A 21,635-nucleotide genomic window follows, 5' to 3' on the forward strand; every position below is an offset into this window, starting at 1 on the left:
GGGCTCCCATGCCGGCACTTCAAGGATTGAGCTTGATCTCGTAAACCGCATCCCAGCGCTTGCCCGTGACGAACAAACGATCGTGCGCGGCGTCGTACGCGATGCCGTTGAGCACGTCGTCGGCGGGGTCCTCGACGTGCTGCATCGCCGTCAGATTCTTCAGGTCGATCCACCCCACCACGTGCCCCGTGGCGGGATCGATCCGGGCGATGCGCGAGGTCTGCCACACGTTGGCGTAGATCTCGCCCTTCACCCACTCCAGCTCGTTGATCTGTTCCAGCGGCTTGCCGTCGACGGTTACGTCGATCAGACCCGTCTGCGCGAACGTCTGCGGATCGAGGATACGAATGCGCGGCGTGCCGTCGCTCATGAAGATGTGCGCGGCGTTCCGCGTCATGGCCCAGCCTTCGCCGGGATAGTGGATCTCGCCCAACAGCGCGAAGGTCTTGCGGTCGTAGATGAACCCCACGCCCTCGCGCCATGAAAGCTGCAGGATCCTCGAACCGCTGGCGATGATGCCCTCGCCGAACACCTGTCGCGGCACGTCGCGCCGCTGCACCACCTCGCCCGTTTCCAGGCGTACCTTGCGAAGGCCGGCATCCGCATAACCGCCCGTACTCTCGAAGAGATAGCCGTCCTCGTAGTACAGGCCTTCGGTGAAGGCCTGGCGGTCATGCGGATACGTGTGCACGATGCGCGCGGTGGACGTGGGAACGTCCACCGGCGCCGCTGCCATGGTCATCAGCCGTTCTTCTTCAACCAGGCGTCCACTGCCGGCAGACGCTCGTTGCGCACCATCACGCGGTACTTGATGTTGGCCATGCTGGTTTCCGCATCGCGACGCGACGTGGGTTCGATGTACTTGTCGGCGAACGCCTTGATCTTGTCCACCATGGCGATGTCCATCGAACCGCTGGCCAGCCTCGGGTAGTAGCGCGAGGTCGAGGTCGAGTCCACGAAGTGATCCACCTTGTCCTTGTTCGCTACGGCGAAGTCGAAGGCCAGCGCCGGATGCTCGCGCGAGGCGGCCGAGATCATGGCCGCGCTGTTCGTCGCGCCCGGCTCGTCGGTGAGCGCGAGTTCGAGCGCGCGCTTCGCGAGGGCTTCATCTTCCGGCGTCGCCAGCAGCGCGTACAGGCGGTCCTTCACCAACGGGGTCTTCTCCGCCTTGGCTTCCGCGTGCAGCTTGTCCCAGGTGGCGGCGTCGGCGTTCGCGGCAACCACCGACAGGATCGTCTTGCGCAGCTCGGCCGGCATGGTGTTGGCGGCGTAACGGCGACGGGCCTCCGCGATCACCTTGGCGTCGCCAAGGTGCGACAGCGTGGCGATGAGGTCGGAACGCAGGATCGCAACGGGTGCCTCCTCGCCTGCCTTCGCCTCCCAGCCCACCTGGGCGAACTTCGGTTCGAGCCGCGCAATGGCGTATTTGCGCAGCGCGGCCTGGCGCTTCGCGTCGCCATCGTAATAGCGGTCCAGCGACGCGAGGTCGCCCGCCACCTCTTCCCACAGCACAGGCGAAGCGTCCAGCGGCACCGCCTTGATCAGGTCGAGCACATCGGAGGCCGGCTGCAACCCGGCCATGCCGAGCGCCCACACGTCCGAGGCAAGCCCGAGCTGGTCGATCGGCTCCAGCTTCGCGAACGCACCCTCCAACGCCTTCATCTGCGCCGGCTTGTACAGCGTGCGGTAGTAACCCGTCTGCCCGGCGTTCACGACCACCGGGGCGCAACCGTCAACGGTAAGCGTGCCCGAGCCGTCGGTCAGCAGCGTGGACGAAGGCTTGCCGCCCACCGTCTTCGCCAGCACCGGCACGTGCCAGGCCAGCGGCTTCTTCTCGGGGCGGTCGCGGGTGAATTCGCCCTGGGACAGCGTCAGGGTGGTGGAACCGTTGGCGCAGGACACCGATTCCACGCGCACGAGCGGAATGCCCGGCTGCAACGTGAAGTCGTGGGCCACGGTGCTCACCGGCTTGCCAGCGGCCTTGTCGATCTCCTTCCAGAGGTCGTCGGATACCGTGTTGCCGTATTCGTGCGCCTTGATATAAGCCTGGACGCCCTTCTGCCAGGTGTCGGCACCGACATAGGCTTCGAGCATGCGGATGACCGACTCGCCCTTGGAGTAGGTAATGGAGTCGAACGCCTGACTGGCCTGCTCCACCGTTTCCACGTGCTGCACCACCGGATGCGTGGTGGCGACGGCGTCGCGCGACATGGCGCTCTCGCGGATCGACACAGCCTCCAGATTGGTGTGCCATTCCGGATGCAGCCGCTGCGTGGTGCGCGAAGCCAGCCAGGACGCGAAGCCCTCGTTGAGCCACAGGTCGTCCCACCAGCGCATGGTCACCAGATCGCCGAACCATTGGTGCGCCATCTCGTGCGCGGCGGTGTTGAACACTTCCTGCTTGTCGGACTGCGTGGAGATGGACGGATCGAGCAGCAACGCGTACTCGAACGTATAGATCGCGCCCCAGTTTTCCATGGCCGCGAAGAACTGGCTCTGGCCCGGCGACGCGATGTTGTCCAGCTTCGGCAGCGGATACGGCACGCCGAAGTATGCGTTGTATTCCTGCAGCACCGCCTTGCCGGAGTCGAGCGTGAACTGCGCCTGCGAGGTGAGGCCCTTCTGCGTGATCACGCCGATTTCCACGCCGTCGCTCTTCGTCGTGGCACGATCGAATTCGCCCAGGCCGAAGAAGAGGAGGTAGGTGGACATCTTGGGCGACGGCTGGAAGGTCACCTCGGTGAGGCCGTTACCCAGGTCCTTCTTCGAGGCGGCCGGCATGTTGCTCACGGCCATCTCGTTGCTGGGCACGGTTGCCTTCAGGGTGAACGTGGCCTTGTACGCCGGTTCGTCCCACGACGGAATGAAGCGGCGCGCGTCGGAGTTCTCGAACTGCGTGTACAGCGCGCGCTTCTTGCCATCCGCCTTCGTGTCGTAGTCGATGGCGAACAGGCCGTTGGCCTGCGTGCCGATCTTGCCGGTGTACTTCATCGACAAGGTATACGAGCCCACGGGCACCGCATGGTCGAACGTGAACGTGGCGGTCTGCGCTTTCTCGTCGATGGCGACCTTCGGCGCGGCGAACTTCGCCTTGCCCTTCGCCGGCACCAGGGCCACGTCGGCGAAGCTCATGTCGATGGCATTGAGCGTGATGGACGCGGTGGGTTCCAGCACATCCACGGCGATGGACACCTTGCCGTCGAACGTGAGCTTATCGGCGTGGGGCACCACGGCCACGTCGTAGTGCGTCGGACGCACCGAGCGCGGCAACTGGGTGGTGGCGAGCTGGCTGGTGTCGGCGGCGGGCGCGGCAACGGCGGCGGCGGAGAGACCGGCGAGCGCGAAGGCGATCGCGCTGACGAGAGGTGTACGCATGGAATGGCCCTTGGTTCGCCCCCCGCCGGACATCCGGCGGCGGTGCATCCGCCGATGGTCGCGGTCGCGGCTGCGCGAGGGAAGCGCCGGAAGTCACGGCCGCAAGTTTTCGCGGTATCGCTGTGTGGGAGCCGGCTTTCGTGGGAGCCGCTTCAGCGGCGATGGGTGCTCGCGGCAAGCTAGCCCGCTGCCGCGGGATCGCCGGCAAAGCCGGCTCCCCCAAAGGCCGTTCTACCAGAACTTCCACCAGCGGCGCTTTTCGAGCTTGCGCAGCGCTTTCAGATGCCCGCGGCCGGCCGCCTTGCGGAACCAGGCCCGGGCGATCGACGCGTTACGCGACACGCCTTCCCCGCGTTCGTGGAACAGGCCCAGCTCGAACTGTGCGTCGGCGTGGCCGGCGCTCGCGGCGTGGCGCAGGAGCCGCACCACCTCGGTCACGTCGCGGGGCGAACCGCGACCTTCGTCCAGCATCTTCGCCAGGGCGTATTGCGCGGGCGCGTGCGCGCGCTCCGCGGCCAGGGCGAGCCAGCGCACCGCCTCGCGGTCGTTGCGGGCCACGCCGTCGCCGGATGCCAGGCGCTGGCCGAGCAGGAACTGTCCAGCCGCGTCCTGCGGTCCCAGCCTGCCCGGCTTGTCCTGTGCCGCGTCGGTCCCGTCGGCAGGGGCCGCCAGATCCGCCAGGTGGCGGCGTGCCTCGCTGTCGCCCTGCTCGGCCGCCAGGCCGAACCAAAAGCGCGCCTGCTCGCGGTCTTCCGGCAAGGCGCTGGCTTCGAGGTGCAATTTGCCCAGGGCGAACTGCGCGGAACTGTTGCCGAGTTCCGCCGCACGCCGGTAATGGTGTTCCCCTGCCACCGTGTCGCGGGGCACGCCGATGCCGTCGCAGTACATGTGCGCGACGCTGCACAGCGCGTCGGCATAACCGGGAGCGTCGGGCTGGCCGCGCTCCACGGCGCGGCTGTAGTAAGTGAAGGCAAGCTCGGCATCGCGCGGCACGCCGCGTCCGAAATAGTGCGACACGCCGAGGTTGACGCAGGCTTGCACATGCCCCTGGTCGGCGGCGAGGGTCCACCAGCGCAGTGCTTCGGCGCGGTCGGCAGGAACGCCCTGGCCCCTGGCGTGGAGCGTACCCAGGGCGCATTGCGCCTCGGCTGAACCGGCCTCGGCGGCGCGGCGATACCACCCGGCCGCTTCGAAGGGATCGCGCGGCACGCCAAGCCCTTCCGCATGGATCGCGGCGAGGCGGCACTGGCTTTCCAGGTGCCCCTGTTCCGCCGCGCGGCGGAACCATTGGGCGGCGCGCGCACGATCCTGGGGCACGTGTCCGCCCTCGGCGTACATATGCGCCACCTGGAACTGTGCCCGCGCGTCCCCAAGCTGGGCCGCCTTTTCCAGGCGGCCGAACTTCTGCAATGCGTCCATCTCGGCGACATAACGATGGTCACCGAGCGCGCCCGATCTCCCCTGCGACATCCCATTCCCCTGCGAAGGCCTGCCGTTCGTGGGGCCGGATCATAGGGGTAAGCGGGCGCGGAAGATATCGGCTTTTTGGACAGGTGCCCCGGCCGTCACGGGTTGAACTGCCGCGATCTTCAACGAAACACGGAAACTGATCCCGCCAGCGGCCGCTTTCCCGGCTCGGCCCGGGCGCGCACGATGCGCCCATCGCCATCGGAGACCTATCCATGAAAGCCATCGTCTACACCCAACACGGCCTGCCCATCCAGGACCCCCGTTCCCTCGTCGAGATGGACCTGCCCAAGCCCGTGGCGACCGGCCGTGACCTGCTCGTTGCCGTGAAGGCCGTGTCGGTCAACCCGGTGGACACGAAGGTGCGCAATGGCATGGCCACGGCGGAGCCGCGTGTGCTCGGCTTCGACGCGGTCGGCACCGTGGCCGCGGCCGGCCCCGAGGTCACGCTCTTCAAGGAGGGCGACGAGGTCTACTACGCCGGCTCGCTCATCCGCCCGGGCAGCAATGCGCAGTTCCAGCTCGTTGACGAACGCATCGTCGGCCACAAGCCGCGCACGCTCGACGACGCGCACGCCGCCGCGCTTCCGCTCACGTCACTGACGGCGTGGGAAATGCTGTTCGACCGGCTGAAGATCGCCGAGGGCGGCAACGCGGGCGAAACGCTCCTTGTGATCGGTGCCGGCGGCGGCGTCGGTTCCATACTCGTGCAGCTGGCGCGCCGGCTGACGAAGCTGACCGTCGTCGGCACGGCATCGCGCAAGGAAACGGCCGACTGGGTTCGCGAGCTGGGCGCGCACCAGGTCATCGATCACGGCAAGCCGCTGGGTCCGCAACTCGAAGCGCTCGGCATCGCACAGGTGGACCACGCGATCGGCCTCACGCACAGCGACGACTACTTCGACCAGATCGTGGAGCTCATGAAACCGCAGGGCCAGTTCGGCCTCATCGACGACCCGAAATCGCTCGACGTCACCAAGCTGAAGCGCAAGTCGATCTCCCTGCATTGGGAGTCGATGTTCACGCGCTCCACCTACCAGACGCCGGACATGGCGGAGCAGCACCGGATCCTCGACCGGGTGGCGGCGCTCATCGACGACGGCACGTTGCGCACCACGCTGGGCGAGCACTTCGGCAGCATCACCGCGGAAAACCTGCGGAAGGCGCACGAGCTCATCGAAAGCCACAAGGCGAAGGGCAAGATCGTGCTCGAAGGTTTCGCGTAACCCCCTAGTCGAGCATCGCGCGGATCCGGCCCAGCAGCATGTCGATTTCAAAGGGCTTGGAAATCATGTCGGTGCCCCGGGCAAGGAAGCGCGATCGCTCCATCGCGTTCTCCGCGTAGCCGGTCATGAACAACACCGGCAACGTGGGGCGCCACGCACGGGCGGCTTCCGCCAGTTCGCGGCCGTCCATGCCGGGCATGCCGATGTCGGTCAGCAAGAGGTCCACCGGGTCGTCGCCGCGCAGCATGCGTAGCGCCTGATGCGTATCGCCGGTGGCCGTGCAGACGTAACCGGCCTCGGTCAGCACCTCGGCCACGAGCTGGCGCAGGGAGTCGGTGTCTTCGACCAGAAGGATGCGCTCCCCACGCCCACCCGATATCGACTCCTGCGGAGGCAGATCGGTCTCCACCTCCCGTTCGCTGGCAGGCAAGAGTATGGAAACATCGGTGCCGCGCCCCACGGTGCTCCTGATGCGGGCATCGCCACCGGACTGGCGCGCGAAGCCGTAGATCATAGAAAGTCCGAGCCCCGTGCCCTGCCCCAGCGGTTTCGTGGTGAAGAACGGTTCGAACACCTTCTCCAGGAAACTCGCGTCGATACCCGAACCGTTGTCGGACACGGTGAGCTTCACGTAGTCGCCGTCGGCCAGGGAGGGGTCGCGCTCGATGTGCTGGCGCCGCGTCCGCACGCGAATGACTCCGCCGTCCGACATGGCGTCGCGCGCGTTGATCACGAGGTTGATCACCGCGTTTTCGAGCTGGTTCGCGTCGACGTCGGCCACGACCGGCATCGGCTCCAGGTCGAATTCCAGCACGATGCGTTCGCCGAGCGTGCGCCGCAGCATATCGTCAAGGGAACGGATGCTCTGATTCACGTCCGTCGCCTTCGCGTCCAGCGGCTGCTGGCGAGCGAAGGCCAGCAGGCGATGCGTCAACGAGGCCGCGCGGCGAGCGGAGCCGAGCGCCGCGTCGGCGAAGCGCTGGAGTTTCTCCGGCTGTCCGCTTTCGAGCTGACGATTGATCAGGTCGATGCCGGTAATGATGCTGGTGAGCAGATTGTTGAAGTCGTGGGCGATACCACCGGTGAGCTTGCCCAGCGCGTCCATTTTCTGCGCCTGCAGCAACTGCGACTCCGTGCGCTCACGCTCGGCGATCTCGATGGCGAGCCGGTTGTGCGCGCTGTCGATCCTCTGCAGCTGGTCGCGTTCGCGGCGCCGTTGCTCGGTCACGTCCTCCACGAACACGAGACCGGCCTCGTCGCGATAGGGGGTGACGCGCCATTCCGTCTCGCGCGTTCCGTTGCGCGACCGCATGCACAGGATGCCGCGCCAACGCTGCTTGGTGGCCAGGTTGCAACGCATCTGCTCGAGGTCGCCGTCCTGCCCCGGCTCGAAGCACGGGGCGAGGTCGCCTTCGTGACCGGCGTCCTCGAGCAGGCGGTCGAAGGCCGCGTTGCTGTCGAGGATGCGCAGTTGTCCGTCCACCACCGCGATGGGTGCGGCGATGTTCGTGAAGATTTCCCGGAAACGGGCTTCCGCCGCGCGCAGCGCGTCTTCCGCGTTGCGCACGCGAATCAAAGTGCGCAGCGTGGCCAGCAATACGTCCGGGTCCACCGGGTGGATCAGGTAAGCGTCGGCGCCGTTGTCGAGCCCGGTGATGAGATCGCCCGTGTCGATGGACGCCGCGGATACGTGCACCACCGGCAGCAACATGGTCTCCGGCGACTCGCGCAGGCGCCGCACGACGTCGAACCCGCTCATGTCCGGCAGGTTCACGTCGAGGATCAGCGCGGCGAATTCGCGCGTGGCGAGCTCGTGCAGGCCGTCGGCGCCCGTGCCAGCCTCCACTGCTTCGTAGCCATGCCGTTCCACGGTGCGACGCATCGCGTAACGCGTCGCCGCATTGTCGTCGACGATCAGAAGACGGCTATTCCGCGGCATGGGTTTCATCCATCGGTAGTTTCAAGGGCAGCACCACATGGAAGACGGACCCCGCGCCCGGAGTGCTTGCCACGCCCACCTCGCCACCCAGCAGGTGCGCGAACTGCCGGCACAGCGAAAGCCCGAGCCCGGTGCCGCGCAGGCGCTTCTGCAATGGCGAGTCCACCTGGGTGAAATCCTCGAACAGGGAATCCTGCAACTCGGGCGGGATGCCGATGCCCGTGTCGCTCACGGCAAAGCGCATGCGACCGTCGTCTTCCAGGTGGGCCGATACGCGAACCTCGCCCCGGGGCGTGAATTTCAATGCGTTGGAAATGAAGTTGCGCAGGATCTGGGCGAGCTTCTTGTCGTCGGTGTACAGCCGGGGCATGTTCTCCGGTTCCTCGAAGATGAGGTCGGCCTCGGTGGCATCCATGATGGGACGGAACATGCCACGCAACGCCGAGAACAGATCCATCAGTTCGAACCATGCGGGCGAGATCGTGATGCGCCCTGCCTCGACCTTCGCCAGGTCGAGGAGGTCGTCCACCATGTCGCTGAGTTCGCGAGCGGCGCTCGCCACGAAGGCGACCTGCTTGTGTTGTTCCACCCCGAGCGCGCCATCGAGTTCGTCCGCGAGCAGGCGCGCGATGCTGAGGATCGAGCCCAGCGGCGTGCGAAACTCGTGGCTCATGTAGGAAAGGAAGCGGCTCTTCAGTTCCGAGGCCTGGCGAAGCTGTTCAGCCTGCTTGTCCAGCTCCGCGTAGAGCGCGAGCACACCCTGGTTGGTTTCCTCCAACTCCGCGCGAAGCCCTGCGCTCTCGGCGCGCAACCGCTCCAATTCGTTGTTTTCGCTCATGGAATCGTCCCAAGGCGCGCGGCCAGGATGGTGACGTCGTCGCGGCCCCGGTTGAAGTCCCGGTGCAGCAGTGCGGTGACCACGGCGGGATGACGCGACGCCAGTCCGGGATAATCCCGGAGATTCCAGCGCGACATCAAGCCGTCGCTCCACATCAGCATCAATTTGCCCCCGACGCCGGGAAAATCGAAAGGCTGCGCGCGACGGGTCTGCACACCGACGATACCGGGATGGGACGCGAGGCCACGGGAACCATCCAGCGTGGCCAGGCTTCCCGCGATGTTGCCGATGCCCGCATAGCGCAGGCTCCCCGCCTCCGCGTCGTACTGAGCGATAGCTACCGCACCGCCGCGCGTGCCTGCCATCGCCCCGTGCAATGTGCTCATGAGCTGCACCGGTTCGTCGAAGGCCTGGCCGGTAAATGCCGAGATGCCGGCCTGCGCGGCCTCATGGGCGGGCAGACCGTGACCGAGGCCGTCGACCACCAGGAACGAGCGCTTCGCGCCGCGCACCGCCATCGCCCATGCGTCGCCACAGACCGGTTCGCTTTCCATCGTCTGCTGAGTCGCCCCGAAAGCCAGGTCGGCCCGGCCGAAACCTTTCGGGTAGATGCGCGCCATGACCACCGAGCCGCGAGCATCGGCATACATGTCCATGACGTCGGCCTGGCGCGACACGGCACCCAACCCCTCGCCTCGCGTGCCGCCTGTCGAAAACCCGTCCGCGAGGCACTCGGCCAGGTTGAAACCGGGGCCACGATCGATGGCGACCACATCGACACCACGGGCACCGTCGCCTGGCACCACCGCCACGTGCACCGCGCCGGACGTCGCGTGCTTCAGCACATTCGTGGCGAGTTCGGTGGCGATCAACGCGACGCGCCCGCTATCGGTGTCGTCGAAACCGGCCTCGACGGCGGCCTGTTGCGCCACCCGGCGCGCCTGCCCGACCTGGGTCGGTTCCTCGACGGCGACGATGCGGGTTGTGGACCCGACGAAGGTCAGTTCCATTTGCAGATGGTGACGCGCGTTCCGACACCGGGAGTGCTTTCGAGAGAGAACTCGTCGACCAGGCGCTTCGCGCCGGTGAGGCCAAGGCCCAGACCGCCCCCCGACGTCCAGCCATCGGTCATCGCCAGCTTCATGTCCGCGATGCCGGGGCCCTCGTCGCGGAAGACGAGGCGCAGCCCACGGCGCGTACCTTCCTCGACGAACTCCCAGTCCATGTGGCCACCGCCGCCATAGATGACGGTATTGCGGGCAAGTTCGCTGGCCGCCGTGATCAGCTTGGTCTGGTCGACAAGCCGCAGGCCGCATTCGATGGCGAGCCTGCGAACCGTCTGGCGGGCGAGTACCACGTCTTGCTCGATGCTTATCGGTTGTGAGCCGTCCATGACGGCGCTCATTGCGCGAGCACGCGTTCGCGCAACAGGCGCATGCCGCGCTCGACGTTCAGCGCGGTGCTTACTCCCGGGAGGGTCAGGCCCAGCTCCACCAGCGTGATGGCCACCGCGGGCTGCATGCCCACGAGCACGGTTTCGGCGTCCATGATCTTGGACAGCCCCGAGATGGTACCGATCATGCGGCCGATGAAGGAGTCGACGATGTCGAGCGCCGATATGTCGATGAGGACGCCCTTCGATCCGTACCGGCTGATATGTTCGGACAGATCGTCCTGCAAGGTCAGCGCGAGCTGGTCGTGCATGTCGACCTGGATGGTGACGAGCAGGAACTCGCCCATGCGCAGGATGGGGATGCGGTCCATGGCGTCAATTGGCCTTGCTGACCGCGAAACCCGTGCGCTTGAGCGCGAGCTCCAGCGCGCCGGCCAGATTGGCCTTCGTGACGATGCCTTGCAGATCGATGCCAAGGTGGACGATGGTCTGGGCGATCTGCGGGCGCACGCCGCTGATGATGGCATCGGCACCCATGAGGCGGATGGCCGTGACCGTCTTCAGGAGGTGCTGGGCCACCAGCGTGTCCACGGTGGGCACGCCGGTGATGTCGATAATGGCGATTTCCGCGCCCGTCTCGACGATACGCTGCAGCAGGGATTCCATGACCACCTGCGTGCGCTGCGAATCGAGGGTGCCGATCATCGGCAGTGCCAGCACGCCGTCCCACAGCTTCACCACGGGGGTAGAGAGTTCCAGCAACTCTTCCTGCTGGCGGGCGATGACTTCCTCGCGGGACTTCTGGAACGTGCGAATGGTGTGCATGCCGAGCGCGTCGAGCAGCTCCGACACGGCCCAGACCTGGGGCGCCAGATCCGCCGGTTCGCTGGCATATTCCGCCTGGAGGAGATCGAACAGCGGTCGCTTCAGCGAAAAGATGAAGCTGGCTGTGCTCTGCGAGTCGAGACCTTGGAGGGCACGGCTGCGCGACAGGCGCTCGAGGAAGGTGCGCGTTTCGCTCCAGTCGTTGCCGGAGATGGAGGTGTCGCCCGCCCGCGCATTGCTCGCCAGAAGGCGCATGAATTCGCGTGTCTGGGCCTCGATCTCGGTGAGCGATACCCGGGCGTCACGCGAGACGCCGGTCGCGTCGAGATTGGCGGTCCAGTTGGCGAGCAGGCTGCCCTCGTTCTTGCGAATGACGTCGATCGTGCGCTGGGTCAGTGCGGTCATGGGCATCCCCTGGAAATCATTATGATGCGTGCGCCGTCTTCACAATGGAATAGCGCCGTGCAACCATCGTGTTGACGAACCCTTCACGCAGAAATCGCTATCTGCGTCGCCCATCATTTATTGCAGAGTCTGGTCCATGGCCATCGAACGTCCCCTCGTTGTCCTCCTTGTCGAGGACGATGACGCCATTCGAGAGATCACCTCGATGATCCTCGAAGGCGCGGGCCATGAAGTCCACGCCGTGCCCAACGGCGATGCCGCCGAAAAATGGCTGGAAACCGGCAAGGCCGACGTGCTCTTCACCGACGTGCGCATGCCGGGCCGCGTCACTGGCGAAGTGCTGGCCCAGCGCCATGCTGACATGCCCGTGCTCGTGACCTCCGGCGAAGCCCGCGAGCAGCACGGTTGGCTGAAGGAGGGCATGGGCTATCTGCCCAAGCCCTACGACCGCCGGGCCCTGCTGGCCGCCCTGGAGCAGGTGGCGGCCTGAGAGACCCCGTCAGGCCTTGTCGATCACCCGGCAGATCTTGCCTTCGGCGAACCCGAATTCCGAGGTGCCGGTCATGTCGATGACCGTGCCGGCACGTGGCCCTTCGGGTATGTCCTCGGCTACCTCGCCGTGGAAATCGATTCCGACGACCAGCGTTTCGCCGCTCACTTCCATTGCCGTGATCCTCTGTGTGCGCGAGGCGAACATCGCGGCACCTACCCGAGCCAGCTTCTCGAAGTCCGCCTTGCCATCCGTCGCCACGGCCAGCTGGCCGCCGGCATGGTGCTCGAAGCGCACGTCGTCCGATAGCGTGGCGAGCATGCCCTCGATGTCGAAGCGGTTATAGGCATTGATATAAGCCTCGACAAGCGCCTGGCGCGCCGGATCGATCATGTGCGGCTCCCTGGAGAACGAAGACGAAGGTCCAGGCCGATAGTACACAGGCGCAGGGGTGTCCGCCGTGTCCGCCCCATTGTCCGTGGACGGTTGTCGCGAGGCCTTGGCGCCAGGCGTGGCACGGACGTACCGCATGGCCCGCGACTTGCTACCGCCTCCGCATTCACAAGGAGCGGCCATGGCACACCTTCCGATTCGTTTGGTCGTACTCGCGGCGATGCTCGTCCTCACCACGCTTGCGAGGGCCGGCGACACCGAGTTGGTTCGCTACGATGTCGCATTCCGTATGCAGGGTGCGGACCTGGCGGCCGTCGAGGTGCGCGCGACCGCCCACGTGGACCGGAACGGTGTTATCGACTTCACCGTGCCCTTCTGGCAAGCGACCGACGTCCGCGCATTGGTGGGTTCGCTCGACACGTCCACGCCCGGGCGCTGGCGGTTGCGAGGCCAGCGTGGTAGCGAGGTCTCGTTCGCCTGGCGCAGCCAGCCTGCGGCTCCGATGCGGACCATGCCGTGGGACGCATGGCAGACGTTGCTCGTGCGGCCGGACGCCGTCGCGGCCTCGACGAACGTGCTCCTCGCCGCCCCCGAAGGCCCGGAAAGCCGCCCGGTAGACGTGCACTGGTCGGCTCCGGAGGGATGGAGGGTTTCGACCTCGCTTGCCCAGGGCATGCAAACGGCCGCCCGCCTGCGCGGCGGCACGTTCCTCGCCGCGCGCGAAGGGCGAACCTCGACGCGACATGTCGGCGCCGCCACCGTGACGGTCACCGCGCTGGACGGCACGCGCGACGTCGAACGCATCGCGGATACCCTCGCACACGCCGTGGCCGATGTCGTGCCGCCCCCGGCCCGCCACGATTACACGGTCAATGTCGTCGACTTCGACGGCAAGTCGCCCGGGCGGTCGATGACCACGTCTCCCCTTGGCGGCACCGTCTATCTGACCCCGGGCGTACCCGACGATGCGTGGCTTCCCTGGCTCCTGGCGGCGGCCACGCTGCCCGGACAGGCGCCAGGCGATCCGGCCACGGCTTGGTACACCGAGGGATTCGCCACGTACCGAACCGTGAGCGAGCTCTTCGCCAAAGGCTACCTGCCACCCGTCGCGTTCGCCCAGATGATCGACCAGGCCGCGACGGGCTACGGCAACTCGCCGTTTCGCCGTGCGCCTCAGGGCCAGGTCGAGGCATCCTTCGCCGCTTCGCGCGACATGCGCGAGTTGCCCGCGAACCGCGGCCTGCTCTTCGCCGTGCTCCTGGACGCGCGTATCCGAACCGCCACAGGGGGCACGAAGACCCTCCTCGACGCGTTGGCGCGCATCGGCAGCCCGGCGAACCCGGGCGCCGCACTGGTCGATGCGGTGGCGGCCATCGGTGCTGGCGACATCGCGCCGCTCTACCGCCGCTACATCGTGGAGGGGCAGCTTCTGCAACTTCCACGCGATGCGCTTGGGCCCTGCTTCACCGTCGGCACAGTGGCCGACTGGTCCGGCTGGCAGGTGCAGCATGTCTTCGCGAAGCCGTCCTGCGAGTTCCGGAGCACCGCGGCAGCCTCACCCTAGGGTGGTGGCATGCGGCGGGGCCGCGCCTTGCCGCCACCCCGCGCGCACCGTATGGTTCCGGCTTCCGTCACGACCCGAGTATTCCGATGCCGCAGCCGCAGGCGCAGTCCCCCGAGCATCTCAGGCGCAGCCTGTCGAACCGCCACCTGCAGCTGATCGCCATCGGTGGCGCCATCGGAACCGGCCTCTTCATGGGCTCGGGCAAGACGATCAGCCTCGCGGGGCCATCCATCCTGCTGGTGTACCTGATCATCGGCGTGATGCTGTTCTTCGTGATGCGGGCCATGGGCGAGCTGCTGCTCTCCAACCTCAACTACAAGTCCTTCATCGACTTCTCCACCGACCTGCTGGGTCCGTGGGCCGGATTCTTCTGCGGCTGGACGTACTGGTTCTGCTGGATCATCACCGCGATCGCCGATGTCATCGCCATCGCCTCGTACGCACAGTTCTGGTTCCCCGGGCTGGCGCCATGGATACCGGCGCTGCTGTGCGTGCTCCTGCTGCTGACGTTGAACCTCACCACCGTGCGCCTCTTCGGCGAACTGGAGTTCTGGTTCGCCCTCATCAAAATCGTGGCCATCTGCGCCCTCATCGTCACGGGCTTCGGCATGGTGGCCTGGGCCTTCCGCTCGCCGGACGGCCACGTGGCATCGCTGGCCAACCTCTGGAACGACGGGGGCATGTTCCCCATGGGCGTGGGCGGCTTCTTCGCCGGCTTCCAGATCGCGGTGTTCGCGTTCGTGGGCATCGAGCTGGTGGGCACCACGGCGGCCGAAACCGCCGACCCCGAGCGCAACCTGCCCAAGGCGATCAACTCGATCCCCGTGCGCATCATCCTTTTCTACGTGCTGTCGCTCGTGGTGATCATGTCGGTGACACCGTGGCGCCAGGTGCTGCCGGGCAAGAGTCCGTTCGTGGAACTGTTCGTGCTCGCCGGCATTCCCGCCGCCGCCAGCCTGATCAACTTCGTGGTGCTGACCTCGGCCACCTCGTCCGCCAACAGCGGCATCTTTTCCACCAGCCGCATGCTGTTCGGCCTGGCCGAGGAGAACCATGCACCTAAGGCGTTCCACCAGCTTTCGAAAGCCGCGGTGCCTTCGCGCGGGCTCTTCTTCTCGTGCCTGTGCCTTCTGGGCGGCGCCATGCTGGTCTACGTGATCCCCAACCTCGTCACGGCGTTCACGCTGGTGACGACACTCGCCGCCATCCTCTTCATGTTCGTGTGGTCGCTGATCCTGGTGGCGTACATGGCATACCGCAAGAACCGTCCGGAGTTGCACGCCGTGTCGAGCTACAAGATGCCCGGCGGCGTCGCGATGTGCTGGGCGTGCCTCGTCTTCTTCGCCTTCGTGCTGGTGCTCCTGGCGCTGGAAAGCGACACGCGGCAGGCCCTGATCGCCAGCCCCGTCTGGTTCGCCATCCTCGGCATCGGTTACGCGTTGCGTCGCAAGAATACGGCCGGCACGAAAGCGCAAAGCAACTCGTAGGAGCGCGCCCCGCGCGCGACATGTTTTGAGGCCGTGACCCGGAGCTGGCGCGCAGAGCCGCGGACTGGAGCGAAAAGATGTCGCGCGCAGGGCGCGCTCCTACGGGCGCGACTAACCCGGACACGCATCGGCCTCGTAGAACAAAAAGGGCCCGCTCTTCCGAGCGGGCCCTTTTCTTTCGCGCGAGCGAGCGACCTTAGAAGGCCACGCGCACACCGGCGGTGACGCCGTACGCCGAGCGGCGCTTGCCTTCCTCGGCGGTGAGGCCGCCGTAGAGGTAGGTGCTCTTGCCGAGGCGCATCGTGCCGTTCGCGTTCACCTGGACGAAGCCGCGACCGACACCCGGAGCGGCGGTGTCGAAGCGTTGGCCGGCCAGCGTGTTGTGCACCGTCGGATCGAGCAGGTCGCCGGTATCGGCACCCACCGCGACGCCTGCGTGCCAGGTAAGCGTGGACGCCAGCGGATCGGCGGCCTTCGAACCCATGCTCACACCGGCGAGCACGCGGGTGCCCGTCTCCGACAGTTCGTCCAGCGACAGGGCGACGGCGGAACCGCGCTCGTTCACGGCATCGCGTTCCACCTTCTGCCACACGACGCTGACATACGGTTCGATGCGCGAACCGTTCGCCGTCTGCATCGGCATGCGCAACGTGGCGCTGGCCATGCTGTCCTTGCCCGAGGTATGGGTTTCCAGCTGCGAACCGCCCAGCGGATCGGCGCGACGGGTCGTCCAGTCCGTGGTGCCATACGCCGCCACGCCGTCGAGCACGAAGCTGCTGCCCAGCGCCTGCTGCGCGTACACCATGCCCGACGTGCCGCGGATGGAACCCGAGCCGCCATGCGAGATCACGTTCGTGTCGTGGTGCGTGGCTGCCACACCGAGCACCGTGCCGCCCTCGGCGTAGAGGTCGATACCGCCCGTGGTGCGGTCGGTGCCGGTCTCGAAACCGCGGCCCTGGTTATCGGCGACGGAGCGATTGCCGTCACGGGTCACGTTCGCCCAGACGTTGTGCGCCATATCGGGCGAACGGTCCGTGGCGAGGTGATCGCTCACGTCGCGCTGCATACCAAGGCCCGCGCTGCGCGCAGCGGCGGCCTGGTCGGCATGCACTTCGCCGGAGAGGCTGCCCACTAGCGACGCAGCGCGATCGGCACTGGCCGCCGACACGGCGTAAAGCAGCTCGTTCTGTGCCGCCGTGGCCGTGCCGGCGTCCATCGCCTGCACCGCGCCGTCGAGCGAGCCCGCGACTGCCAGGCTGTTACGCTTTGCATCCGCACCGAGCAGGGTGGCGTACGACACCGGCGCAACGCGCAGGTCGATGCTGTGACCGCCGTTCGCGCCGTAGAACGCCAGGAAGCGAGCGTTCGCCGGCAGGCCTTCGGTCGGCTGCTGGATGCCGTCGAAACGACCTTCCACGCCGCCGTCGGCGGTCACGATGCGATAGGTGCTGCCCAGCGCCGGGATATACGTGTTCGACGCATTGCCCGTGATGCCGCGCAGGGTGGGCACCAGGGTACCGTCGGCGATGAAGCGATTGCCCTCACCCACGACCAGCACGCGCGAGTAGTTGCCCGCACCGTTACCCGTGCCGAGACCGTCGATGTCGACCTGCAGCGAGCTGCCGGCCTGCATCGTTACCGTGCCAGCCACCGTCAGCGTGCCCGGCGAGTTGCCGGCCGCCAGACGGCCTTCCACGTTCACCGGTCCGCTCACCACGCCCGTACCGCGCAGCATGGCGCCCTTGTCCACCTGCACGAAGCTGCTGGCAAGCAGGCCGTTCGCGCTCAGCACGCCGTCTTCCACGCACGTACCGCTGGCGAGGTTCGACTGGCCCGTAAGGCTCAGGTAACCCTTGCCCGACTTCACGAAGCAACCGTTGCCCTCGCCCGCCATCAGGTTGCCCGAGAGCACGGTGGTGGTGCCAGCCGCGACGTTCACGCCCGAGTCGCCGCTGATGACCACTTCCTGGCCGGTGCCGAGCGAGGCATCGGACTGCAGCGTGCCGCCCTGGAGCAGGATCTGGCCCGTGCCCAGCGAGGAACCGGTGTTGATGCGGATCACGCCGCCCTGGATCAGGGTGCCACCGGTGAACGTGTTGTTGCCGTACACGATCATCGTGCCGCCGCCGAGCTTCACGAGCCCGCCGCTGCCACTGATGTCGCCGCGCTGGTTCAGCGTCACGCCGTCAAGCGTGGTGATCTGCGCGCCGTGGCTGCCGATCAGGATGTCGCGATCCGTGCTCATCGTGCTGGTCACGGTGAGGTTGCCGCCATTGATCGCGATATTGCCCGATGCGTCGCCGAGGTTGGCGTCGGAAGACACCTGCAGCGTGCCGCCGTTGATCGTGGTGCCGCCCTTGTAGGTGTTGTTGCCACCCAGGATCAGCGTGCCCGCGTTCACGGTCGTGCCGCCGGTGTGCGAGGCCACGCCGGAGATGTCGAGCGTGCCTTCGCCGTTCTTCACCAGACCATTCGCGCCCGAGACGTTGCCGGTGGCGGTGAGCGTGGTGCCCGCGTCGGTGGCGATCGTGCCGCTCGTATTGAGCGACAGGTCACGCGCCGTGGTGAAGCTGTCCGTGGTGTGAAGCGAGCCGCCATTGAACGCGATGCCGTTGGATGCAGCACCAAGGTTGGCGTCCGAGGAGACCTGCAGCGTACCGCCATTGACGGTGTTGCCACCGGTGTACGTGTTGTTGCCGCCCAGGATCAGCGTGCCGGCGTTCACGGTCGTGCCGCCGGTGTGCGAGGCCACGCCCTCGATATCGAGCGTACCCAGGCCGTTCTTCACCAAGCCAGCGGCCCCCGACACATTGCCTGTCGCCACGAGCGTCGAGTGCACGTCGGTATCGATCGTGCCGCTCGTATTGAGCGACAGGTTACGCGCCGTCGTGAAGCTACCCGTGGTGTGCAGCGATCCGCCATTGAACGCGATGCCATTGGAAGCAGCGCCGAGGTTCGAATCGTTCTGCACTTGCAGCGTGCCGCCGTTGATCGTGTTGCCACCCGTGTAGGTATTGTGGTTGGTCAGCACCAGGATACCGTCGTTCACCACCGTGCCGCCGCTGTGGGAAGCCACGCCGCCGATGACCAGACGACCTTCGCCGTCCTTCACGAGCGCGCCCGTACCCGATGCGGTGCCGCCCGTCGCCATGGTCGTGTCGGCGTCGACGTCGAAGTGGCCGTTCCCGCTCAGGACCACGTTACGGTCGGAGTTGATCGTATCGGTGGTGTGCAGCGTGCCGCCGTTGAGGGCGAGGCCGTTCGAGGCATTGCCTAGGTTCGCGTCGCTCGACACTTCCAGCGTGCCGCCGCCGTTGACGGTGGTGCCGCCGGTGTACGTGTTGTTGCCCGTGAGCACGAGCGTACCGTCGTTCACGATGGTGCCGCCGGTGTGCGAGGCCACGCCGTCGATTTCGAGAACGCCTTCGCCGTTCTTCACCAGCGAGCCGTTACCGGACACCGTGCCGGACGTGGCCATCGACGTGCTGGCATCGGTGTCGATCGTGCCGCTGCCGTCGAGCGACAGATTGCGCGCCGAGTCCACATCGCCCGTGCTGTGCAGCGTGCCGCCGTTGAGGGCGATGTTGCTCGACGCGCCGCCGAGGTTCGCGTCACTCGACACTTCCAGCGTACCGCCGCCGTTGACGGTGGTGCCGCCGGTGTAGGTGTTGTTGCCCGTGAGCACGAGCGTACCGTCGTTCACGATGGTGCCGCCGGTGTGGGAAGCCACGCCGTCGATTGCGAGAACGCCTTCGCCGTTCTTCACCAGCGAGCCGTTACCGGACACCGTGCCGGAGGTGGTCATCGACGTGTTGGCGTCGGTGTCGATCGCGCCGCTGCCGGCGAGCGACAGATTGCGCGCCGAGTCCACATCGCCGGTGCTGTGCAGCGTGCCGCCGTTGAGGGCGAGGCCGTTCGAGGCATTGCCGAGGTTCGCGTCGCTCGACACTTCCAGCGTGCCGCCGCCATTGACCGTGGTGCCGCCGGTGTAGGTGTTGTTGCCCGTGAGCACGAGCGTGCCGTCGTTCACGACGGTGCCGCCGGTGTGCGAGGCCACGCCGTCGATTTCGAGCGTGCCTTCGCCGTTCTTCACCAGGGCGCCATTGCCGGACACGGTGCCGGACGTGGTCATCGACGTGTTGGCGTCGGTGTCGATCGTGCCGCTGCCGTTGAGCGACAGGTTGCGCGCCGAGTCCACATCGCCCGTGCTGTGCAGCGTGCCGCCGTTGAGGGCGATGTTGCTCGAGGCGCCACCGAGGTTCGCGTCGCTGGAGACCTGCAGCGTGCCGCCAGTGTTGACCACGGTGCCGCCGCCGTACGTGTTGGTGCTCGACAGCACCAGCGTGCCGTCGTTGACGACGGTGGCGCCGCTCTGCGTGAGGGCGCCGGTCTGCGCCAGGGTGCCCTCACCCTCCTTGACGAAGTCGCCGCTGCCCGTCACCGCGCCGGAGTGCGTAAGCGTAGTGCCCGTGGCGGTGTCGACCGTGCCGGTGCCGATCACGTTGATGATGTTGCCCAACGTCGTCGTCTGCGTGGTGTCGAGCGCGCCGTTGTTCAGGGTGATCGTACCGGTGCCGAGCGCAGCGCCGTTGTCGATCGACACGGTGGCGCCGCCGGATACGGCCGTGCCGCCGGTGTACGTGTTGGTACCGGTAAAGCCCTGCGTCCCGCCGGTGACGTTCACGCCACCCGTGCCGCCGATGGTGCCGGTGTAGGTGTCGTGCCCGTTCGTGATGGTGAGATCGTTGCCACCGAGCGCCACTGTGCCGTTGCCGGCGAGCGAGGCGATGTCCTCGTTGCCGTTCGCCTGGCCGATGTCGAGCGTACCGTTGTTGGTCACGCCGCTGGACTGCGCGATGCTGCCGTTGCCCGAGAGGGCGAGGGTCGCACCGTCGTCAATGGTGGTTTCGCCGGTATAGGTATTGGTACCGGTCAGCGTGACCGTGCCGCCGTTGCCACTGTTGACGATGTTGAGGTCGCCCGGCACCCCGTTGGTCTCGTCGGAAATCGTGCCCGTGAACGTGGCATCGTGTCCGTCCTGATCGATCGTGCCGCCGTTGTGGGAGATCGTGATGTCCTGCCCAAGGGTCGGATTGGTCTGATCGACCGTGAGCGTGCCGCCGTCAAACGCGGCGTCGGTGGTACCGAGGCCACTGGTGGTTTCCGGGTTCGCCGGATCGATCGTCACGACGGACGGGCCGCCGGCGTTGGCGGCCTCGTCGGGCGTGGCGAGCACCTGGAAGTCCGGGTTGTCCGGCGTGCAGTTGGCGACCGGGCCGGTGAGGCTCACGCACTTTCCGGCGTACACGCCCATCTCGACGCCGCCATTGCCCGAGCCGGCCACGTTCGCCGCATTGTTCGACAGCGCGGTGAAACTGATCGTGTAGACGGTTCCCGCAACGAGATCCACACCCTGATAGATACCGTCGAAGCTGCCGACGGCACCGTCATACCAGGAACCGGCGGTGGAGGTATTGACGTTCGTGGTGGTCTTGTCGCCGTCGCCCGGTGCATGCCACGTACCGGCCGCAGTCGGAACGGTGCCCGTCTGGTAGACCACGCCCCAGTTCGCAGGCGCCTGGACGCCGCTGTTGCCGATCTGTCCGCCCTGGGTGAAGAGCGGGTTGGTGAATAGGTTCGTCGTGGTATCGCCTGCCGCGTACAGGCCAACGTTTCCGAACGTCCAGTACGCCGGATCCTGGCGGAAAGCGAACAGGATGTAATTGTTGCCGGTGTCGGTGGCTGTGAACGTGACGGAGTAGTTCTGGAACTGGTTCGCGACGTTCGTCGCGCTATTGCCACCCGTACCGTTATTGATGTCCAGCAGGGAGCCACTCGGCATGGCCAGATAGGAAGCAGCGGACGCCGGCATTGCAAAGGAGAGCGCCACAGCCAGTGCCGCCAGCGGCAGGACGGTGGTTCGCGCATCGCGCGCCGTGCGCTTCGACGCGTTGCCGCCGGAAGAGCGACGGCCGAGTTCGGACGTCACGACGAGCTGGCTGATCGCCCGGTTCCAGACGATGCGGAAAATTCTATTCATTAGAGGTGTCGGTCCTGTCGCTGAGTTGAGTGCTCTCCCCTTCATCCCCCCTGCCGTGGATGACAGGTGCGATCGAGAGCAGTGACCCATCAGCAAAGGTCGTGCCAAGGAATGTGAAGCGCTTGTTACAGCGCTTTGCAGGCCCGCTGCGCGGTGGACCGGCCTGACGCACAGCGGCAATTTGTGACCGCAG

15 protein-coding genes are annotated in these 21,635 nt (G+C 66.6%); 4 read left to right on the top strand and 11 right to left on the bottom strand.

The annotated features are described in order from the left end of the window. Window positions 1-19: 19 nt before the first annotated feature. The 3 genes from HBF26_RS11950 to HBF26_RS11960 all read right to left on the bottom strand — a co-directional run bounded on the left by HBF26_RS11950 (window position 20) and on the right by HBF26_RS11960 (window position 4,845). Window positions 20-742 carry a glutaminyl-peptide cyclotransferase gene (locus HBF26_RS11950; RefSeq protein WP_240151302.1) on the bottom strand — a complete coding sequence of 241 codons (723 nt, stop codon included), beginning with the start codon at window positions 740-742 and terminating at the stop codon, window positions 20-22. Then, window positions 742-3,375, bottom strand: coding sequence for a M1 family metallopeptidase (locus HBF26_RS11955; protein ID WP_167126421.1), 2,634 nt, complete (start codon window positions 3,373-3,375; stop codon window positions 742-744). Before HBF26_RS11955 ends, HBF26_RS11950 begins: the two co-directional genes overlap by 1 nt. 231 nt (window positions 3,376-3,606) lie before the next feature. Then, entirely contained in the window at window positions 3,607-4,845 is a 1,239-nt protein-coding gene (locus tag HBF26_RS11960; RefSeq protein WP_167126424.1) for a tetratricopeptide repeat protein, read from the bottom strand. Between the two features lie 212 nt (window positions 4,846-5,057). Between HBF26_RS11960 and HBF26_RS11965 the strand changes: the two genes are divergently transcribed. Further along, window positions 5,058-6,068, top strand: coding sequence for a zinc-binding alcohol dehydrogenase family protein (locus HBF26_RS11965; protein WP_167126427.1), 1,011 nt, complete (start codon window positions 5,058-5,060; stop codon window positions 6,066-6,068). 4 nt (window positions 6,069-6,072) lie between these two features. Here HBF26_RS11965 and HBF26_RS11970 read toward each other — a convergent pair whose 3' ends face one another. The 6 genes from HBF26_RS11970 to HBF26_RS11995 are packed head-to-tail and all read right to left on the bottom strand — an operon-like array spanning window position 6,073 to window position 11,468. Next, window positions 6,073-8,007 (bottom strand): PAS domain-containing hybrid sensor histidine kinase/response regulator, encoded by a 1,935-nt coding sequence (locus tag HBF26_RS11970; RefSeq protein ID WP_167126430.1) that lies wholly within the window; start codon window positions 8,005-8,007, stop codon window positions 6,073-6,075. Continuing rightward, window positions 7,994-8,845: a sensor histidine kinase gene (locus HBF26_RS11975; RefSeq protein WP_167126433.1), complete on the bottom strand. Its 852-nt coding sequence runs from the start codon at window positions 8,843-8,845 to the stop codon at window positions 7,994-7,996. The genes HBF26_RS11970 and HBF26_RS11975 overlap by 14 nt, the downstream gene beginning before the upstream one ends. Then, window positions 8,842-9,855 (bottom strand): ATP-binding protein, encoded by a 1,014-nt coding sequence (locus HBF26_RS11980; protein ID WP_205287627.1) that lies wholly within the window; start codon window positions 9,853-9,855, stop codon window positions 8,842-8,844. The genes HBF26_RS11975 and HBF26_RS11980 overlap by 4 nt, the downstream gene beginning before the upstream one ends. Then, the gene (locus HBF26_RS11985) at window positions 9,846-10,238 is read right to left on the bottom strand and encodes an anti-sigma regulatory factor (protein ID WP_425482993.1); all 393 of its coding nucleotides are present in this window, start codon (window positions 10,236-10,238) and stop codon (window positions 9,846-9,848) included. The genes HBF26_RS11980 and HBF26_RS11985 overlap by 10 nt, the downstream gene beginning before the upstream one ends. A gap of 8 nt (window positions 10,239-10,246) precedes the next feature. Beyond that, a complete protein-coding gene (locus tag HBF26_RS11990; protein WP_167126439.1) occupies window positions 10,247-10,609 on the bottom strand; it encodes an STAS domain-containing protein in 363 nt (120 codons plus the stop codon). 4 nt (window positions 10,610-10,613) lie between these two features. Next, window positions 10,614-11,468, bottom strand: coding sequence for an STAS domain-containing protein (locus HBF26_RS11995; protein ID WP_167126442.1), 855 nt, complete (start codon window positions 11,466-11,468; stop codon window positions 10,614-10,616). 136 nt (window positions 11,469-11,604) lie between these two features. Here HBF26_RS11995 and HBF26_RS12000 point away from each other — a divergent pair, with 136 nt between their 5' ends. After that, a complete protein-coding gene (locus tag HBF26_RS12000) occupies window positions 11,605-11,958 on the top strand; it encodes a response regulator (RefSeq protein WP_167126445.1) in 354 nt (117 codons plus the stop codon). Between the two features lie 9 nt (window positions 11,959-11,967). Here the strand turns inward: HBF26_RS12000 and HBF26_RS12005 are convergent, their stop codons facing one another. Then, window positions 11,968-12,351, bottom strand: a complete 384-nt coding sequence (locus HBF26_RS12005; protein WP_167126448.1) for a nuclear transport factor 2 family protein — start codon at window positions 12,349-12,351, stop codon at window positions 11,968-11,970. Between the two features lie 181 nt (window positions 12,352-12,532). On the opposite strand from HBF26_RS12005, the gene HBF26_RS12010 reads away from it, so the two are divergent. After that, on the top strand, window positions 12,533-13,915 hold the full coding sequence (locus tag HBF26_RS12010) for a M61 metallopeptidase family protein (protein ID WP_167126451.1): 1,383 nt from the start codon (window positions 12,533-12,535) through the stop codon (window positions 13,913-13,915). An 86-nt stretch (window positions 13,916-14,001) separates the two neighbouring features. Continuing rightward, complete coding sequence (gene cycA, locus HBF26_RS12015; protein WP_167126453.1) at window positions 14,002-15,402, top strand: D-serine/D-alanine/glycine transporter; 1,401 nt, start codon at window positions 14,002-14,004, stop codon at window positions 15,400-15,402. Window positions 15,403-15,598: 196 nt separating this feature from the next. On the opposite strand, the gene HBF26_RS12020 is transcribed toward cycA, so the two are convergent. After that, a complete protein-coding gene (locus HBF26_RS12020) occupies window positions 15,599-21,442 on the bottom strand; it encodes an autotransporter-associated beta strand repeat-containing protein (protein WP_167126456.1) in 5,844 nt (1,947 codons plus the stop codon). Window positions 21,443-21,635 lie beyond the last annotated feature (193 nt).

This window comes from Luteibacter jiangsuensis (assembly GCF_011742555.1).
In the GTDB taxonomy this organism is placed as follows: Bacteria; Pseudomonadota; Gammaproteobacteria; order Xanthomonadales; family Rhodanobacteraceae; genus Luteibacter; species Luteibacter jiangsuensis.

Coding starts and splice junctions, on each gene's coding strand:
- HBF26_RS11950 (WP_240151302.1), bottom strand. CDS start 742: ATGACCATGGCAGCGGCGCCGGTGGACGTTCCCACGTCCACCGCGCGC.
- HBF26_RS11955 (WP_167126421.1), bottom strand. CDS start 3,375: ATGCGTACACCTCTCGTCAGCGCGATCGCCTTCGCGCTCGCCGGTCTC.
- HBF26_RS11960 (WP_167126424.1), bottom strand. CDS start 4,845: ATGTCGCAGGGGAGATCGGGCGCGCTCGGTGACCATCGTTATGTCGCC.
- HBF26_RS11965 (WP_167126427.1), top strand. CDS start 5,058: ATGAAAGCCATCGTCTACACCCAACACGGCCTGCCCATCCAGGACCCC.
- HBF26_RS11970 (WP_167126430.1), bottom strand. CDS start 8,007: ATGCCGCGGAATAGCCGTCTTCTGATCGTCGACGACAATGCGGCGACG.
- HBF26_RS11975 (WP_167126433.1), bottom strand. CDS start 8,845: ATGAGCGAAAACAACGAATTGGAGCGGTTGCGCGCCGAGAGCGCAGGG.
- HBF26_RS11980 (WP_205287627.1), bottom strand. CDS start 9,855: ATGGAACTGACCTTCGTCGGGTCCACAACCCGCATCGTCGCCGTCGAG.
- HBF26_RS11985 (WP_425482993.1), bottom strand. CDS start 10,238: ATGGACGGCTCACAACCGATAAGCATCGAGCAAGACGTGGTACTCGCC.
- HBF26_RS11990 (WP_167126439.1), bottom strand. CDS start 10,609: ATGGACCGCATCCCCATCCTGCGCATGGGCGAGTTCCTGCTCGTCACC.
- HBF26_RS11995 (WP_167126442.1), bottom strand. CDS start 11,468: ATGACCGCACTGACCCAGCGCACGATCGACGTCATTCGCAAGAACGAG.
- HBF26_RS12000 (WP_167126445.1), top strand. CDS start 11,605: ATGGCCATCGAACGTCCCCTCGTTGTCCTCCTTGTCGAGGACGATGAC.
- HBF26_RS12005 (WP_167126448.1), bottom strand. CDS start 12,351: ATGATCGATCCGGCGCGCCAGGCGCTTGTCGAGGCTTATATCAATGCC.
- HBF26_RS12010 (WP_167126451.1), top strand. CDS start 12,533: ATGGCACACCTTCCGATTCGTTTGGTCGTACTCGCGGCGATGCTCGTC.
- cycA (WP_167126453.1), top strand. CDS start 14,002: ATGCCGCAGCCGCAGGCGCAGTCCCCCGAGCATCTCAGGCGCAGCCTG.
- HBF26_RS12020 (WP_167126456.1), bottom strand. CDS start 21,442: ATGAATAGAATTTTCCGCATCGTCTGGAACCGGGCGATCAGCCAGCTC.